The organism is Sphingomonas sp. NPDC079357, from assembly GCF_044901155.1.
Taxonomy (GTDB): Bacteria; Pseudomonadota; Alphaproteobacteria; order Sphingomonadales; family Sphingomonadaceae; genus Sphingomonas.
The window spans coordinates 1,127,716-1,144,320 of record NZ_JBJDOM010000001.1; the positions used below are offsets into that span (position 1 = coordinate 1,127,716).

The window sequence follows — 16,605 nt, forward strand, 5'->3', positions numbered from 1 at the left end:
AGCCGTTCACGCGTATTTAACGATGCTGCCGAATAGAGGGGCGACGCACCGGCAGCGGAAGAAGGGGCGATGAGAACACCGTTCGACCGCGCGCGCGGCGCGCTCAACTTCCTCGAACTTCATCAGCTCGATCCGTCACCGTCGCACTACGAATTCGCGCTGGCCGTGATCGGGGCGCCGGGATCGAAACTTGCAGAGGCGGTCGCGGCGCAGACCGACGGCGGGCTGCGGCTGACCGCGGCCAGCGTCCAGTCGCTGGTCGAAACCTATCTCTCCCCGCCGCGCGAGCAGACGCTCGATCGCCGTGAGCGCACCGTGATGCGCCAGGCGCAGGAACTCGGCACGCTGACCAGCGATGCGCATGACCTGACCGAGGCGCTGGGCCGCGACATGGGCGCGATCGTCGGCGCGGAGGGAAGCGACCTGCCGCTCGGTACCGCCATCATTGATCGCTTGTCGGACGCCGAGCGCGAACTCGCCGCCTTGCGCAGCGAAGTGCTTCGGTTACGCGACAATATCGTGCCCGTGCCGCCGCCGGAGGACAGCGATCGCGACGATCTGACCCAGGCGCTGAATCGTGCCGGCGCCCGCGACGTGATGGCGCGCGCCGGTGCGGGGGGCGACGCGCATCTGGTGCTGGCGTTCAGTGTCGACGCGCTGGACGCGATCAACGACCGTTACGGCCGCGCCGTGGGCGACAATGTCCTCAACGCCTTTGCCGCGACCTTGCAGCAGACCTTTGCCGACGAGGAACTGATCCGCTGGAGCGGCAATGAATTCGTCTTCATCACGCGTGGCTTGCCGATCGCCGCCGCGCGGCTGCTGACCGATCAGGCGCTGTCGTCCTTCGCGGCGCGACGGCTGCGGCTGCGCGGCTCGGGCGAGCCGATCGGCACCGTCACCGCCTCCGCGGGCATTGCGACCGGCGCGGCCGGCGGTCAGGAAAGCTCGCTGATCGCCGCACGCGCCAACGCCGCGCTGGCGGCCAGCCACGGCGGGAATCAGATCGAGGGGTGAAGCGACGTACGCCCCTCCCCTTGAGGGGAGCAGTTGGGGCGGCGCGCGCCGGGCGCACGCAACCGCCCTATCCCCCCCCCCTGCAGGAGAGGAGATGTTCCTTACTTCGCCGGGCGCCACGTCTGGGTCTGGCAGAAGAAGGCGATGCAGCCCTTCACCGCCAGCGTACCGTCAGCGTTCTTCGCCACGATCGACTTGTAGGTCTTGCCGTTGCGCGGATCGTAGATCTTGCCGCGCCAGTCCTTGCCCGCGTCCGTGAACTCCGACAGGATCGCCATTCCCAGAACGGGACGTTTGCGCAGGCTCGCGTCCTTGTTGTTGACGTCGGTATCCGGGGCGCCGGGGCGCTTCTTGAGGATCGTCGTCAGCTTGCCGCAGGTCGCACTGCCGCACGGGCCGACCGTGATGACGCCCGCACCATCCTCGGTGACGTAGCGTCCGGCGATCGGGGTGGCGGCGAAGGCGGTCGCGGGGACAGCGGCGGCGAGCAGCGCAAGCGCGGCGGGGAGCATGATACGCATGGCCGGAACTATCGGAGATCAATGATGAACACGCAATGGACCATCGGGATCATCGGCGGCTCCGGCCTCTACGCGATCGACGGGCTGGAGGACGCCGAGTGGCGCAGTGTCGACACGCCCTGGGGCACCCCCAGCGACCAGATCCTGTTCGGACGCGTCGGCGATGTCGCGATCCGCTTCCTCCCGCGCCACGGCCGCGGACACGTCCATCTGCCCGGTGACATTCCGGTGCGCGCCAATATCGACGCGCTCAAGCGCGCGGGCTGCACCGACCTGCTCGCGATCTCCTCGGTCGGGTCGCTGCGTGAAGAGCTCCCGCCGGGCACGTTCGCGCTCGTCGACCAGTTCGTCGACCGCACGGTCCAGCGCGCGGCATCATTCTTCGGCAGCGGGCTGGTCGCGCATGTCTCGCTCGCCGATCCGACCTGCGAACGGCTGGGCGCGTTCGCGGCCGCGGCAATCAGCGCCGCGGGCGGACGCGTCGCCGAGCGCGCGACCTACCTGGCGATGGAAGGACCGCAATTCTCGACCCGCGCCGAAAGCCGCCTCTATCGCGACTGGGGCTGCGACGTGATCGGCATGACGGCGATGCCCGAGGCGCGCCTCGCGCGCGAGGCGGAACTGCCTTATGCCTTGATTGGGATGGTCACCGATGACGATTGCTGGCGCGACGACCGCGCCGCGGTCGACGTCGCCGAGATCGTCGCCCAGATGGCCGCCAACGGCCGGATCGCGCGCGCGGCGGTGGCGCATCTGCTGCGACACCTCCCCGCAGAGCGCACGCCATCGCCGATCGACACCGCACTGGACGGCGCGATCATGACCGCGCCGGCGCAGCGCGATCCTGAGCTGGTCGCGCGTAACGCGGCGATCGTGGCGCGCGCGCTGGGGCTGGCCTCGGATGCAAACGGATGATGCATGCCGATCGTCATTGCGAGCGCAGCGAAGCAATCCAGAGCCGGACCAGAACGCCCTGGATTGCTTCGCTACGCTCGCAATGACGGAACCCGGGGGTTGGATCGCCCCCGACGGTTGAAACCGTCGCGCTTCTCCCGCATTCCTCCCCGCGCATGACGCACACCACCCGCTCGCTCGGCGACAGCTTCGCCTCCGTGCCCGTGCCCAAGGGCGCGGGCTTCTGGCGCAAGCTGCTGGCGTTCGTCGGCCCCGGCTGGCTGGTCGCGGTCGGCTACATGGACCCGGGCAATTGGGCGACCGACATCGCCGGCGGCTCGGCGTTCGGCTATACGTTGCTCAGCGTCGTGCTGCTGTCGAACCTGATGGCGATCGTGCTGCAATCCTTGTCGGCGCGGCTGGGAGTCGGCGCGGGGCTCGATCTGGCGCAGGCGTGCCGCCGCCAATCGTCGCGGCCGGTGTCGTGGCTGCTGTGGGCGCTCGCCGAGATCGCGATCATCGCCTGCGATCTGGCCGAGGTGCTCGGCACCGCGATCGCGCTCAAGCTGCTGTTCGGGATGCCATTAATCTACGGCGTGCTCGTCACCGCGCTCGACGTGTTCCTGATCCTCGCGCTCCAGCGCTATGGCTTCCGGCGGCTGGAGGCGTTCATCGCCGCGCTGCTGATCATCATCGCCGGGTGCTTCGCATTCGAGCTGTTCTGGGCGCGCCCGGACTGGAGCGCGGCGGCGGCGGGGCTGGTCCCCTCGCCAGAGATCGTCCGCAACCCCGCGATGCTCTATATCGCAATCGGCATCCTCGGCGCGACCGTGATGCCGCACAACCTCTACCTGCATTCCTCGATCGTCCAGACGCGCGCCTATGGCGATGACGAGACGGACCGGCACGAAGCGCTGAAGCTGGCAACGATCGATTCGACCGTCGCGCTCGGGCTCGCCTTCTTCATCAACGCCGCGATCCTGATGTTGGCGGCGGCGGCGTTCCACAGCGCCGGGCGGTTCGAGGTCGCCGAGATCGAGGATGCGCACCGGCTGCTCGCGCCGATGCTCGGGGTCGGCGCGGCGAGCGTGCTGTTCGCGGTCGCGCTGCTCGCCAGCGGGCAAAACTCGACCGTTACCGGCACGCTTGCGGGGCAGATCGTGATGGAGGGGTTCCTCGATATCCGGCTCGCGCCGTGGCTGCGGCGGCTGATCACGCGCGCGATCGCGATCGTGCCCGCGGTGGCGGTCGTCGCCTCGACGGGCGACCGCGGCGCGACCGACCTGCTCGTGCTGAGCCAGGTGGTACTGAGCCTGCAACTGCCGTTCGCGGTGATCCCGCTGGTGCTCTACACCTCGAACCGGCGGCTGATGGGCGCGTTCGCCGCGCCGCGCTGGCTGGCGGCGCTGGCGTGGGTGATCGCGGCGGTGATCGTGATGCTCAACGGCTATCTGCTGTGGGGGATGGCGGTGGGGTAATCCCCCTTCACCCCGTTCGTGCTGAGCCTGTCGAAGCACGTGCCCCACAACACGCCCTTCGACAAGCTCAGGACGAACGGAGGTGTTGGCCGCCACGCTTGATGCAGGAAACCGCCCCCTAGCCACGGCCACGCCCTTGGCCTATCTGGCGCGCTTTCCTCATCACACAGGTTTTCCCCATGGGTTTCCGCTGCGGCATCGTGGGCCTGCCCAACGTCGGCAAGTCCACTCTCTTCAACGCGCTGACCGAGACGGCCGCGGCGCAGGCGGCGAATTACCCGTTCTGCACGATCGAGCCGAACGTCGGCAACGTCGGCGTCCCCGACCCGCGGCTGGCGAAGCTGGCGGCGATTTCCGGCTCGGCCAAGATCATCGAGACGCAGCTCGGCTTCGTCGACATCGCCGGTCTGGTGCGCGGCGCGAGCAAGGGCGAAGGGCTCGGCAACCAGTTCCTCGGCAACATCCGCGAGGTCGATGCAATCGTCCACGTCCTGCGCTGCTTCGAGAATGACGACATCCAGCATGTCGACAATCGCGTCGATCCGATCGCCGATGCCGAGACGGTCGAGACCGAGCTGATGCTCTCCGACCTCGAAAGCCTGGAAAAGCGCGTCCCCAATCTGGCCAAGAAGGGCCAGCAGGGCGACAAGGAAGCCAAGCTCGGCGCGCTGGTGCTGGGCCGCGCGCTCGACCTGCTCCGCGACGGCAAGCCCGCGCGGCTGACCGAAACCAACGACGCGGACGAGAAGCGCGTGCTCGATCAGGCGCAGTTGCTCACCGCCAAGCCGGTCCTCTACGTCTGCAACGTCAACGAGGAGGATGCCGCGAACGGCAATGCGCTGTCGCGGAAGGTGTTCGACAAGGCCGCCGCCGAGGGCGCGCAGGCGGTGGTCGTCTCCGCGGCGATCGAGGCCGAGATCGCGACGATGCCGCACGAGGATCGCGGCGAGTTCCTCGCCGAGCTGGGGCTGGAGGAAACCGGGCTCGCGCGCGTGATCCGCGCCGGGTACGAGCTGCTGCACCTGCTGACCTTCTTTACCGTCGGCCCGAAGGAAGCGCGGGCGTGGACGATCGAGGCCGGGTCGAAGGCGCCGCAGGCGGCGGGCGCGATCCACTCCGATTTCGAGCGCGGCTTCATCCGCGCCGAGACGATCGCGTTCGACGATTACGTTGCCTGCAACGGCGAGGCCGGCGCGCGCGAGGCGGGCAAGCTGCGTCAGGAAGGCAAGGAATATGTCGTCCACGACGGCGACGTCCTGCTGTTCCGCTTCAATGTCTGACGAAAATTCGGCGGCGATCCTAAAGTGATCGCCGTCGGCACCGGCGTAATCCCTAACATACCACTTACCTTCTAAGTCGATTACACCTTTCTTATTTGCAGCTTCGACGTATCCCGCCGCACAGATATTGTCGCGGCTCTTCGCCGCATGGCCGCGCCCGATTTCTCCGCATCGGGTCATCTCGACAATAGTCAGCGTCAGGCGGGCTGTTATCCGGGGCAGCACCCGATGTCGGTCGACGATCGCACCGGGCTCCTGTTGAGACGAGAGACGAAGATGCGGGCATTACCCCTGATGCTGACACCGCTGCTGTTGCTGAGCGCGTGCGGACCGGACGCCGGCGAGAGGCCGACGCCGCCGGCCAGCCCGGCGCCGAGCCCCACGCCAACACCAACGCCAACGCCAACCCCGACACCGGCCCCAACCCCGACGCCTGCCGCCAGCTATACGCCTTACGTCAATCTATCCGGCGAGGTGTCGCTGGCCAGTGCGGACGCGGCGTATCGCAACGCCGGGACGATGTCGCTGATCGCCTTCAACGACATGCGAAACGGTTCGGTATTACGCTACAACGCCACGGACCGAAGCTATGGCGTGACGCTCGGGCAGACGAGCCGGACCTTCGCCGCCACGGATATCGTCGCATCCCAGTCGACCGATAGCGCCACCATCTACCGAACGGCGGACAATCAGGAATGGCGCGTGATACAGCCAGGCGCGGGCGGCCGCGGTTTCGACTTCCTGCGCTTCATGCATCTCGGCGCGACCGAGAATGGCGAGCCGTTTGTCGCCAACTTTCTTACCGGCATCCAGACGCTCCCGACCGACGTGCCGACGACGGGAACCGTCACGTTCACGCGGACGACCATCGACGGTGCCGCGGAGGTCACGGTCGACGGGCACAGGAACGTCTATACACTCGGCCATAGCCGGATGGCGATCAGCATCGATTTCTCGACCGGCGTCATGACCGGCCATCTGGTGCTGATCGGCACACCCCCGGATGGCAGCGCAGACGTGACCTTGCTGACCCTGGACGCTGTGATCGACGCAAAGGGAAAAGGGGCCGTCGTGCCCTCGGGCGGCAGCTATGTGCCCGACTCTTCGTCGAAAGGAACATGGGCACTGTTCGGTCCCAAAGCGAGCGAGATCGGGCTGCTCCTGCACCTGCAGGCGAGGAACGCGACCGGCGCGACATTGGTGGTCAGCACAACCGGCGCGGCGGGGAATTGATGCGGACGCCGGTTCGCCGCCCGCGGCGGACCGGCGTTACCGGCCTTTGCCCTGTTCGACCACCGAACGGTCGAGCGTGCCACCATAAGGCGCGCGCACCGGCGCGCCTTCATGCGGACGCGGCGCCAACCAGCCGGGCGTCGCGCCGGGCGCAGGGGTGATCTGCATGACCGGGGTGCGCGGGGCGGGCGCGGTGGCGGTCGGGAGCGGCGCGGGCGGTGGCGTCTTTTCATCATCGCCTTTGCCGCAGGCCGCGACCGAAAGGCACAATACGGGCAGCAGCACACGGATCATGTGATCACAAAGCATGAACCCGCGCGCCCGTTCCGCGACAGCTTCGACAGGTCTTTGTTCTGCAAGATCACGGGCGTAAGGCCCGCGCATGATGTTCCGCGTTCCCCTGATCGCCACGCTGACGGCACTGTCTGCCTGTGCTTATCGCCATGATCCGCCCGCGTTGCCGCCGGTCACTCACCCCGCCCCGCCGGCTGGCCAGGCCGTCCCCGCCGCCCCCGCCGGCATGGCCGCCAGCGAGCAGCGCGCGCCGGTGACGATCCTGATCTCGATCGACGGCTTTCGTCCCGATTACCTGACGCGCGGGGTTACGCCCAACCTGTCGCGGCTCGCCGCGACGGGGGTCAGCGCCGCGATGCGCCCGTCCTTCCCCTCGAAGACCTTTCCGAATCACTGGACACTCGTCACCGGGCTGGTCCCCGATCGCCACGGGATTGTGGCGAACAGCATGGAGGATGCCACGCGGCCGGGTGAAATCTTCACCATGGCCACCGACGATCCGTTCTGGTGGAACACCGCCGAGCCGATCTGGGTGACGGCCGAGCGCGCCGGCATCCGCACGGGCACGATGTTCTGGCCGGGCGCCAGCGTCGCCTGGGGCGCGACGATGGCCAGGGAATGGCCGCACGAGACGATCGGCGGCACGCGCCCGCGCGACTGGCAGCAGTATGGCGAAGCGGTCGACGATCGCCAGCGTGTCGACAGCGTCATCGACTGGCTGCGTCGCCCTGCCGCAACGCGGCCGGGCTTCCTGACGCTTTATTTCGACGAGGTCGACACCGCCGGGCACCGCTTCGGCCCCGGCGATCCACGCACGCTGGATGCGGTGGCCAGGGCGGATGCGGCGATCGGGCGGCTGATTTCGGAGCTTGCGGGGCTGGGACAGCCCGCCAACCTCGTCATCGTCTCCGATCACGGCATGGCGCCGACCGATTCGCGACGCACCATCGCGCTCGACACGATCGTCCCCGCCACCGACGCGCGCGTGGTAGAGGCCGGGCCCTATGCCACGCTCGAACCGCTGCCGGGGCGCGACGCCGCGGTTGCCGCCGCGCTGCTCCGCCCGCATCCCCATATGCAATGCTGGCGCAAGGGCGAGCTTCCCGCCCGCTTTCATTATGGCCGTAACCCGCGCATCCCCGCGTTCCTGTGCCTAGCCGAAGACGGACCCGGTGGCGCCTGGGAAATTGCCAAGACCGCGCCGACGAAGCCGGCAACGGACGGTGCGCACGGCTTCGACAATGACGCACCCGACATGCGCGCGCTGTTTATCGCCCATGGCCCGGCGTTCCGCGCCGGCAAGCGGCTGCCGACCTTCGACAATGTCGATGTTGCCCCGCTGCTGCGCGATCTGCTCGGGCTGCCCGCCGGCCAGGGGCTGGACGGCAGCGACCGGCCGTTCCGCAGCGTGCTGATCGCTGGACCGCAGCGCCGCACCCTGCCAAACGCTGGCGAATGAACGCGACGATCCTCCACAACCCGCGCTGCTCGAAATCGCGCGCGGCGCTGGCGCTCCTGACCGAAGCCGGCGCCGCGGTGACGGTCGTCGACTATCTGAAGAGCCCGCCGTCGCGCGACGAACTGGCGCGGCTCTGCGCGCGCGCCGGGATCGCACCGCGCGCCGCGTTGCGCGCCGAGGCCCGCGCGGTCGCCGATGACGACGCCGCGCTCGACCTGATGGCGCGCGATCCCGCCACGATCGAGCGCCCGTTCGTGGAAACCGAGAGAGGCGCGCTGATCGCCCGCCCGCCCGAGCGCGTGCGCGAGCTGCTGTGAAGCTGCCCGACGACACCCGCTGGCGCGTGGCGCGCGCGACGCGCGCCGCCGCCGTCGTCGATGCCGACGATTATTTCCGCGCCGCGCGGCAGGCGATGCTCAAGGCCAAGCACCAGATCCTGCTGGTCGGCTGGGACTTCGACGCACGCATCCGGCTCGCCTGGGATGACGATCATCCCGAGGCACCGGCCGATGTCGGCGCGTTCATCACCTGGCTGGTAAAGCGCACGCCGGGGTTGCAGGTCCATATCCTGCGCTGGGACAAGGGCGCGATGAAGACGCTTGGGCGCGGCAAGACGCTGTGGACCTTGCTCAAATGGCGGTTCCGCCAGCCGCGCATCCATCTCAAGCTCGACGGCCATCACCCGGTTGCCGCCTCGCAGCACCAGAAGATCGTCGTCATCGACGATTGCCTCGCCTTTTGCGGCGGGATCGACATGACCGACGAGCGCTGGGACACGCGCGACCACCGCGACGATGATCCGCACCGCCGCTCGCCCAACGGCTTCCGCTACAAGCCGTGGCACGACGTCACCACCGCGTTGCAGGGGCCGGTGGCGAAGGCGCTGGGTGAGCTGTGCCGCGCCCGCTGGGAAATCGCCGGCGGCGCGCCGATCACCCCGCCGTCACCCGAGCGTGGCGCTGATTGCTGGCCCGAGAGCCTGCCGGTCCAGTTCACCGACGTCGATGTCGCGATCTCGCGCAGCCAGCCCGAGCATGAGCGCCAGGAGAAGGTGCTCGAAATCGAGCGGCTGTACCTCGCGCTGATCGCGGGCGCGACGAAGCGCATCTATGCCGAAAGCCAGTATTTCGCCTCACGCCGGATCGCCGAGGCGATTGCGAAGCGGCTGGTCGAGGACGATCCACCCGAGATCGTCATCATCAATCCGGTCAGCGCGCAGGGCTGGCTGGAGCCGGTCGCGATGGACACCGCGCGCGCGCGGCTGGTCGCCGAGTTGAAGAAGCGTGACCGCCACGGACGCTTTCGCATCTATCATCCGGTGACGGAGAACGGTGAGGCGATTTATTGTCACGCCAAGGTGACGGTGATCGATGAGGTGGCGATCCGCATCGGCTCGTCGAACTTCAACAACCGCTCGCTGCGGCTCGACACCGAATGCGACGTGACGATTACCGAGGAACCCGAGACGATCGCCGCGATCCGCGCCGACCTGCTCGCCGAGCACCTCGGCGCCAACATCGACGACGTTGCCGCGCGGATCGAGCGCGACGGGCTGATCGCGACGATCGAGGCGCTGCGCGGGTCGGGCCGGACGTTGGTGCCCTATAAGATCGACGATCTGAACGGCGTCGAGAAATGGCTCGCGGACAATGAGGTGCTCGACCCGGAAGGGCCGGGCGAGATGTTCGAGAGCTTCGAAAAGCGTGGACTGCTCCGGCGCTTGCGGCGGCGACGGTAGTTTGCGTCGCCCCGGACTTGATCCGGGGCCCCGCTTCTTCTTCGCGACGGCGCGCGGAACAGCCGCTGTCCTAGATCCTCCAACATCTGCTACCCTAAAACCGCGTCGATATTGGACGACTCGTCACCACCCGCGCGCGCCCTCAATCTGCGCAAACATCGCCAACATCCAGCCGCGGCCACGCCGCATCTGGCATCCTCGCCCCCGTCCCGCTATGCGCGCGGGCATGACCGTCATCACGCCCCAGATCGTCGCCGACCACGGCCTGTCCCCCGAGGAATATGAGCGCGTCCTGGGTGCGCTCGGCCGCGAGCCCAATCTGGTCGAGCTCGGCATCTTCTCGGTGATGTGGTCGGAGCATTGCAGCTACAAATCGAGCCGCATCCACCTGAAAAAGCTCCCGACCGAGGGCCCGCAGGTCATCTGCGGTCCGGGCGAGAATGCCGGCGTGGTCGATATCGGCGACGGGCAGGCGGCGATCTTCAAGATGGAGAGCCACAACCACCCCTCGTACATCGAGCCCTATCAGGGTGCGGCGACCGGGGTCGGCGGGATCCTGCGCGACGTGTTCACGATGGGCGCGCGACCCGTGGCCAATCTTAATGCCTTACGTTTCGGGCGGCCCGATCATCCGAAGATGCGCCACCTGATCTCGGGCGTCGTCCACGGGATCGGCGGCTATGGCAATTGCGTCGGCGTGCCCACCGTAGGGGGTGAGGTCAATTTCCACCCGGCCTATGACGGCAACATCCTCGTCAACGCGATGACGGTCGGCGTCGCCGAAACCGACAAGATCTTCTATTCGGCCGCTTCCGGCATCGGCAATCCGATCGTCTACGTCGGGTCGAAGACCGGCCGCGACGGCATCCACGGTGCGACGATGGCCTCGGCGGACTTCGGCGAGGATGCCGATGCCAAGCGCCCGACCGTGCAGGTCGGCGATCCCTTCACCGAAAAGCTGCTGATCGAGGCGTGCCTCGAACTGATGGCCTCCGACGCGATCGTCGCGATTCAGGACATGGGCGCGGCCGGGCTCACCTCCTCGTCGGTCGAGATGGCGTCGAAGGGCGGCGTCGGGATCGAGCTGGTCATGGACGACGTGCCGCAGCGCGAGGAGGGCATGACCCCCTATGAGATGATGCTCTCCGAATCGCAGGAGCGAATGCTCATGGTCCTGAAGCCGGGCCGCGAGGATTTCGCGCGCGCGATCTTCGAGAAGTGGGAGCTGGACTTCGCCGTGATCGGGCACGTCACCGACACCGGGCGCATGGTGCTGAAATTCAATGGCGAGACGGTCTGCGACATCCCGCTCGGGCCGCTCGCCGATGACGCGCCGCTCTACGACCGCCCGCACGTCGCGACCCCGGCGGCCAAGGCGCTGGTCGACGTGCCGGAGAGCAAGGACCCCGCCGCCGACCTGCTCGCGCTGATGGGCTCGCCCGACATCGCCAGCCGCCGCTGGATCTGGGAGCAATACGACCACATGGTCGGTGCCGACACCGTGCAGCGCCCCGGCGGCGACAGCGCGGTGGTGCGCGTCCACGGGACGAACAAGGCGCTGGCGATGACCACCGACTGCACCCCGCGCTATTGCTTCGCCGACCCGGTCGAGGGCGGGAAGCAGGCGGTCGCCGAGGCATGGCGCAACCTGACCGCGGTCGGCGCGACCCCGCTGGCGATCACCAACTGCCTCAACTTCGCCAATCCGCAGCGCCCGGAGATCATGGGCCAGATCGTCGGCTGTCTCGACGGCATGGCGCAGGCGTGCCGCGCGCTCGACTTCCCGATCGTGTCGGGCAACGTCAGCCTCTACAACGAGTCGAAGGCGACCGGCGGCGGCTCGGCGATCTTGCCGACCCCGGCGATCGGCGGGGTCGGGCTGCTCAAGGACTGGCAGAAGAACGCGACGATCGCGTTCAAGCAGACCGGCGATATCATCGTCGTCGTCGGCACGCGCGCGGGCCACCTCGGCCAGTCGTTGTGGTTGCGCGAGTTGCACGGGCGCGAGGAAGGCCCGCCGCCGCGCGTCGACCTCGATCTGGAGCGCCGCACCGGCGACTTCATCCGCGAACAGATTGCGGCCGGGCATCTCGGCGCGGTCCATGACGTGTCCGACGGCGGCATCGCGGTGACGATCGCCGAGATGGCGCTGGCGGGCGGGATCGGCGCGATGATCGACCGCGCGCTGCCCTACGACACCGCCGCCTCGCTGTTCGCCGAGGATCAGGGCGTGTACGTCGTCACTGTCCACGATCATGCGCTGCTCGACTTCCTGCAGTCCGCGCTCGACGCCGGTGTCGAGGCGGAGCCGCTCGGCCGCACGATCGGGACGCGGATCATCTTCGAGCTGGCAGGGGGCGACTTCTGCGTGCCGCTCGACGATCTGCGCGCCGCGCATGAGGGCTTCTTCCCCGCGTTGATGGGCGCAGAGGCGGCGGTATCGGGCGTTTGAACGACGGGACCAACGAGGTGATCTCTCCGCCCCCCTCATACTCGTCATTCCCGCGCAGGCGGGAATGACGACGGAAGCATGACGGGGTGACCGATACCCCCGCTCCCCGCATCGTTGCGCTTGATTACCTGCGCGGCGCGGCGGTGCTTGGCATACTGATCGCCAATTTGCCCGGCTTCGCACTTCCGGTCGCCGCCTATTTCTCGCCCGCGGCCTGGGGCGGGAAAACTCCTGCCGACATCACCGTCTGGGCGATCACCTTCGTGCTCGTCGAGGGCAAGATGCGCGGACTGTTCGCGATGCTGTTCGGCGCGTCGATGCTGCTGGTCATCGACCGCGCCGACGCGCGTGGCGGCAACGGCACGACGCTCCATCTGCGCCGCATGGCAACGCTGTTCGTGATCGGGTGCGCGCATCTCTATGTCGTCTGGAGCGGAGACATCCTAAGCCTGTATGCGCTGGTCGGCTGCGTCGCGCTGCTGTTCCGCGCCGCACCGGTGCGGCTGCTGCTGTTCGCCGCTGCCGCGTGCCTGTTGCTCACGCTCGTCAACGGGCTGGCGATTGCGGGGCTCGGCCCCGTGGTCGAGCGCGTGTTCGGCCGCTCCACCCCCGCCGACCTCGCGCGCGAGGTTACCGCGATGCGTGGCGGCTGGCGCAGCAATGTCGCATGGCGCTGGAACGAGGAAGCCGGGCCGTTCACCGCCTTTCTTGCCAATGGCCCGGAGACGCTCGCCTACATGCTGCTCGGCATGGCGGGACTGCGCAGCGGCTTCCTGACCGCCGCATGGCCGCGTCGCCGCTACGCGCAAATCGCGGCGTGCACATTGCTCCTGACGCTTCCGGTCTTCGCGCTGCTCGCCGCGCACACGATCGCGCGTGACTTTGACGCGCATACCGTGGTGCTCGCCAGTTTCGTCGTCGCGCCCTTGCTCCGCCCGATCGCCGTCGCGGGCTATGCCGCGTTGCTGCTGTTTACTGCGCGTGAGGGCCGCATCGCCGCTGCCGGGCGGGTGGCGCTCAGCAACTACCTGGCGTGCAGCATCGCCTTCACCGCACTCTTTTACGGCTGGGGCGCGGGGCAGTTCGCGCGCTGGGACCGCGCATCGCTCTATCTGCTGGTGCTTCCCGCCTGGACGGTGATGCTGGCATGGCCACGCTGGTGGCTGACGCACTTCACGCATGGACCGGCGGAGTGGCTGTGGCGATCCGCCGCCCGCGGCACCCGCATCACGCTTCGTCGCAGTTCTTGCGAACGCGACGCAAATTAGCTTGCGACACATTCGCATTATCGCTACTCGACCGGGAACAACGAGGAGCGGTTATGGTCGTTTGCGTCTGCAATGCGATTCGCGAATGTCAGGTACGTGAGGCGGCCCGCGCCGGCGCGACCACCGCCTGCCAAGCCTATCGCTGTTACGGGCGTCAGGCGAAATGCGGGCAGTGCGTCGCGTTCGCTCGCGAGATCATCGAGCAGGAACGTGCGGCTGCGTAGCGCTCTCATCTTGCACCACTTAAGTTTTCAGGCTTTCGTCGCAGCATCCAAGCCTGTATTCGGCTTCCATTCCACTGGAGGCAGGCACAATGAAGGGTGACCCGAAAGTCATCGAATTTCTGAACGAGTCACTCAGGAACGAGTTGACCGCTATCAACCAATATTGGTTGCATTACCGTCTCTTCGATCACTGGGGCGTCTACAAGCTCGCCGAGTTCGAGCGTCATGAATCGATCGACGAGATGAAGCACGCCGACTGGCTGGCGGAGCGCATCCTGTTCCTTGACGGCCTGCCCAACTTTCAGTTGCTCGGCCGGCTGCGGATCGGTGAAACGGTCGAGGAAATCCTCAAGGCCGATCTGGCGATGGAGATCGAGGCCGTCGCGCAACTCAAGGCGGCGATCGCGTATTGCGAGGAAGTGAAGGACTTCGTCAGCCGCGAATTGTTTGCGCGCATCCTCGCCAGCGAGGAAGAGCATGTCGATACGCTGGAGCGCCAGTTCGAGATGATCGAGCGGATGGGCATCCACAATTACATTCAGCTCAACTCGATCAGCGAGCATGACAAACCGGATAGCGGCGCCGCGCCTTATCTGAAGGGTTGATGCGGAGGGGCGGCGGGTTCTGCTGACGCAGCGCCGCTGCCCCGCCTCTGTTGCCCCGGCCCGATCCGGAATGATGAGAGCTGTTGCTGGCAGCGAACCAACCTTCCCTGCCGAGCTCGTCGAAGCTCGGCGATCCGCCGTCCTCAGCCGATCTTGCGCCCGAACCCGCCGGGGCCGCGCGGGCGTCCGGGCAGCGACGGCACGAATGCCGGTGCGACCGGCGCCGCGGGCATTACCGTCGCCGGCGGCGTCGCGACCAGCGTTACCCCCGTCTCGCGTTCCAGCAGCGCCAGCGTTTGCAACAATACCGGGCGCAGCGCGACGACGTCCTCGATTGCGGCCTCGGGCGAATCATGATGCTCGATGCACAGCCGGGCGCGATCCTCGATCTTCTCGGCGAGCATGGCCAGCGCCAGCGCCCCGAACTGCCGCGCCTCCCCCTTCAGCGTATGCGCCGGGATCACCATCGCCACCGCATTGGCCTTGCGCACCGCCTCTTCGAGCGCGGTCATCGACTTGATGCCGTCTTCCCGGAAATAGCCAAGGATGCGCGCAAAGCCGGTGCCCAGTTCGGCCTTGGCACGCGCCAGCGCCGGACCGTCGACCAGATTGCTCGTTTCCACCGACACCTACGTCTCCCGTCGCCTCCCGGCACCTCGGTGGGGATAGCCGGGAACGGTAAACGCCGCGTAAGCGCGCCTTATTTGCTGAAAGGATTTTTCGGCGCGCGCAGCATCAGCCGCACCGGGACAGCCCCGAAGCCCAACTCGCGTCGGATGCCATTGATGAGGTAGCGCTGGTAGCTCATCGGCAGTTCGTCGACGCGCGTGCCGAAAAGAACGAAGCCTGGCGGCCGCGTCTTGGCCTGTGTCAGATAGCGCAGCTTGATGCGCTTGCCGCCCGGTGCGGGGGGTGGGTTGGCCTCGATCGCCCGCTCGAACCAGCGGTTGAGTTCGCCGGTGCCGACACGCCGCGACCACGCCTCGCGGGTCTCGAACGCTGCGGCGATCAACTGGTCGATGCCCTTGCCGGTCGCAGCCGACACCGCGAGCAGCGGCACGCCCTTGACCTGCGCCAGCCCCTCGTCGAGCGCCTTCTTGACGCCGTTGAATAGGCTGGAGGCATTCTCCGCCACGTCCCATTTGTTGAGTGCGATCACCAGCGCACGGCCTTCCTCGAGCACGCGGTCGGCGATACGCAGATCCTGTGCCTCCAGCCCCAGCGTCGCGTCGAGCAGCAGCACCACCACTTCGGCGAAGTCGACCGCGTGCAGCGCGTCGGCGACCGACAGCTTCTCCAGCTTGTCCTGCACCTTGGCGCGCTTTCGCATCCCGGCAGTGTCGATCAGCCGCACCTGCCGCGCACCGTCGGGCCCTTCCCAGAGCCAGTCGATCGCGATCGAATCGCGCGTGATCCCGGCTTCGGGACCGGTAATCATCCGGTCCTCGCCCAGCATCCGGTTGACGAGCGTCGACTTGCCTGCATTCGGCCGTCCGACGATCGCCAGCTTGAGCGGCGCGTCGGGACTTTCGAGATCATAGGGCTCTTCGGGCTCGGGCTGGAGCGGGTCGAGATGCGGCAACAGCGCCTCGAACAGCTCGACAAGCCCTTCGCCATGTTCGGCGGAGAAGGCGACCGGATCGCCGAAGCCGAGCGCCATCGCCTCGTAGAAGCCGCCCTCACCCGCGCGCCCCTCGGCCTTGTTGGCCATCAGCACAATCGGCGTGTCCGATCCACGCAGCCAACGCGCGATTTCCTCATCGAGCGGCACGACGCCGGCGCGCGAATCGACGACGAATAGCGCGACGTCGGCGGCATCGACCGCGGCCTGAGTCTGCTGCCGCATCCGGCCGGGAAGCGTGTTGGGATCTTCGTCCTCGTAACCCGCGGTATCGATGATGCGGAAGTCGAGCCCGAGCAGATGCGCGTCCCCTTCCCGCCGGTCACGCGTGACGCCGGGCCGATCGTCGACCAGCGCGAGTTTCTTGCCGACGAGGCGATTGAACAGCGTCGACTTGCCGACATTGGGACGGCCGACGATCGCGACGGTGGGAAGACGGGACATGCGAGTGCCCTAAAGATTTATCGGCGTGCGCGATAGTGGTGGGTGGATCGGCGGCGCGCACGCGCTTTCGTTCTTCG

The 16,605-nt window shown here is 67.5% G+C and carries 16 protein-coding genes; 12 read left to right on the forward strand and 4 right to left on the reverse strand.

All coding sequences use genetic code 11. From position 1 onward, the window contains the following. Positions 1-69 precede the first annotated feature (69 nt). A complete protein-coding gene (locus ACI2JO_RS05225) occupies positions 70-1,017 on the forward strand; it encodes a GGDEF domain-containing protein (protein WP_404719654.1) in 948 nt (315 codons plus the stop codon). 101 nt (positions 1,018-1,118) lie between these two features. Here the strand turns inward: ACI2JO_RS05225 and ACI2JO_RS05230 are convergent, their stop codons facing one another. Beyond that, a complete protein-coding gene (locus tag ACI2JO_RS05230) occupies positions 1,119-1,538 on the reverse strand; it encodes a DUF2147 domain-containing protein (RefSeq protein ID WP_404719655.1) in 420 nt (139 codons plus the stop codon). Positions 1,539-1,562: 24 nt separating this feature from the next. On the opposite strand from ACI2JO_RS05230, the gene ACI2JO_RS05235 reads away from it, so the two are divergent. From ACI2JO_RS05235 to ACI2JO_RS05250, 4 genes are all read left to right on the forward strand, one after another. Next, entirely contained in the window at positions 1,563-2,453 is an 891-nt protein-coding gene (locus ACI2JO_RS05235) for an S-methyl-5'-thioadenosine phosphorylase (RefSeq protein WP_404719656.1), read from the forward strand. 155 nt (positions 2,454-2,608) lie between these two features. Then, on the forward strand, positions 2,609-3,910 hold the full coding sequence (locus ACI2JO_RS05240) for an Nramp family divalent metal transporter (RefSeq protein ID WP_404719657.1): 1,302 nt from the start codon (positions 2,609-2,611) through the stop codon (positions 3,908-3,910). 179 nt (positions 3,911-4,089) lie between these two features. After that, positions 4,090-5,190, forward strand: coding sequence for a redox-regulated ATPase YchF (ychF, locus tag ACI2JO_RS05245; protein ID WP_404719658.1), 1,101 nt, complete (start codon positions 4,090-4,092; stop codon positions 5,188-5,190). A gap of 276 nt (positions 5,191-5,466) precedes the next feature. Further along, positions 5,467-6,423, forward strand: a complete 957-nt coding sequence (locus ACI2JO_RS05250; RefSeq protein WP_404719659.1) for a hypothetical protein — start codon at positions 5,467-5,469, stop codon at positions 6,421-6,423. A gap of 36 nt (positions 6,424-6,459) precedes the next feature. Here ACI2JO_RS05250 and ACI2JO_RS05255 read toward each other — a convergent pair whose 3' ends face one another. After that, a complete protein-coding gene (locus ACI2JO_RS05255; RefSeq protein WP_404719660.1) occupies positions 6,460-6,717 on the reverse strand; it encodes a hypothetical protein in 258 nt (85 codons plus the stop codon). Between the two features lie 91 nt (positions 6,718-6,808). Here ACI2JO_RS05255 and ACI2JO_RS05260 point away from each other — a divergent pair, with 91 nt between their 5' ends. The 7 genes from ACI2JO_RS05260 (at position 6,809) to bfr (ending at position 14,463) form a co-directional block, all read left to right on the forward strand. Further along, positions 6,809-8,176 (forward strand): ectonucleotide pyrophosphatase/phosphodiesterase, encoded by a 1,368-nt coding sequence (locus ACI2JO_RS05260; RefSeq protein WP_404719661.1) that lies wholly within the window; start codon positions 6,809-6,811, stop codon positions 8,174-8,176. Beyond that, complete coding sequence (locus tag ACI2JO_RS05265; RefSeq protein WP_404719662.1) at positions 8,173-8,493, forward strand: ArsC/Spx/MgsR family protein; 321 nt, start codon at positions 8,173-8,175, stop codon at positions 8,491-8,493. The genes ACI2JO_RS05260 and ACI2JO_RS05265 overlap by 4 nt, the downstream gene beginning before the upstream one ends. Next, positions 8,490-9,914: a phospholipase D-like domain-containing protein gene (locus ACI2JO_RS05270; RefSeq protein WP_404719663.1), complete on the forward strand. Its 1,425-nt coding sequence runs from the start codon at positions 8,490-8,492 to the stop codon at positions 9,912-9,914. Before ACI2JO_RS05265 ends, ACI2JO_RS05270 begins: the two co-directional genes overlap by 4 nt. Before the next feature lie 226 nt (positions 9,915-10,140). Beyond that, positions 10,141-12,366 (forward strand): phosphoribosylformylglycinamidine synthase subunit PurL, encoded by a 2,226-nt coding sequence (purL, locus tag ACI2JO_RS05275; protein WP_404719664.1) that lies wholly within the window; start codon positions 10,141-10,143, stop codon positions 12,364-12,366. Positions 12,367-12,452: 86 nt separating this feature from the next. Beyond that, on the forward strand, positions 12,453-13,634 hold the full coding sequence (locus tag ACI2JO_RS05280) for a DUF418 domain-containing protein (RefSeq protein WP_404719665.1): 1,182 nt from the start codon (positions 12,453-12,455) through the stop codon (positions 13,632-13,634). Between the two features lie 53 nt (positions 13,635-13,687). Then, on the forward strand, positions 13,688-13,858 hold the full coding sequence (locus ACI2JO_RS05285; protein ID WP_028966957.1) for a bacterioferritin-associated ferredoxin: 171 nt from the start codon (positions 13,688-13,690) through the stop codon (positions 13,856-13,858). 89 nt (positions 13,859-13,947) lie between these two features. Beyond that, positions 13,948-14,463: a bacterioferritin gene (bfr, locus tag ACI2JO_RS05290; RefSeq protein WP_404719666.1), complete on the forward strand. Its 516-nt coding sequence runs from the start codon at positions 13,948-13,950 to the stop codon at positions 14,461-14,463. Positions 14,464-14,606: 143 nt separating this feature from the next. Here bfr and ACI2JO_RS05295 read toward each other — a convergent pair whose 3' ends face one another. Together ACI2JO_RS05295 and der are read right to left on the reverse strand one after the other, a co-directional pair. Next, positions 14,607-15,086 carry an Hpt domain-containing protein gene (locus tag ACI2JO_RS05295; protein ID WP_404719667.1) on the reverse strand — a complete coding sequence of 160 codons (480 nt, stop codon included), beginning with the start codon at positions 15,084-15,086 and terminating at the stop codon, positions 14,607-14,609. 77 nt (positions 15,087-15,163) lie between these two features. Then, on the reverse strand, positions 15,164-16,528 hold the full coding sequence (gene der / locus ACI2JO_RS05300; protein WP_404719668.1) for a ribosome biogenesis GTPase Der: 1,365 nt from the start codon (positions 16,526-16,528) through the stop codon (positions 15,164-15,166). Positions 16,529-16,605: the final 77 nt, after the last annotated feature.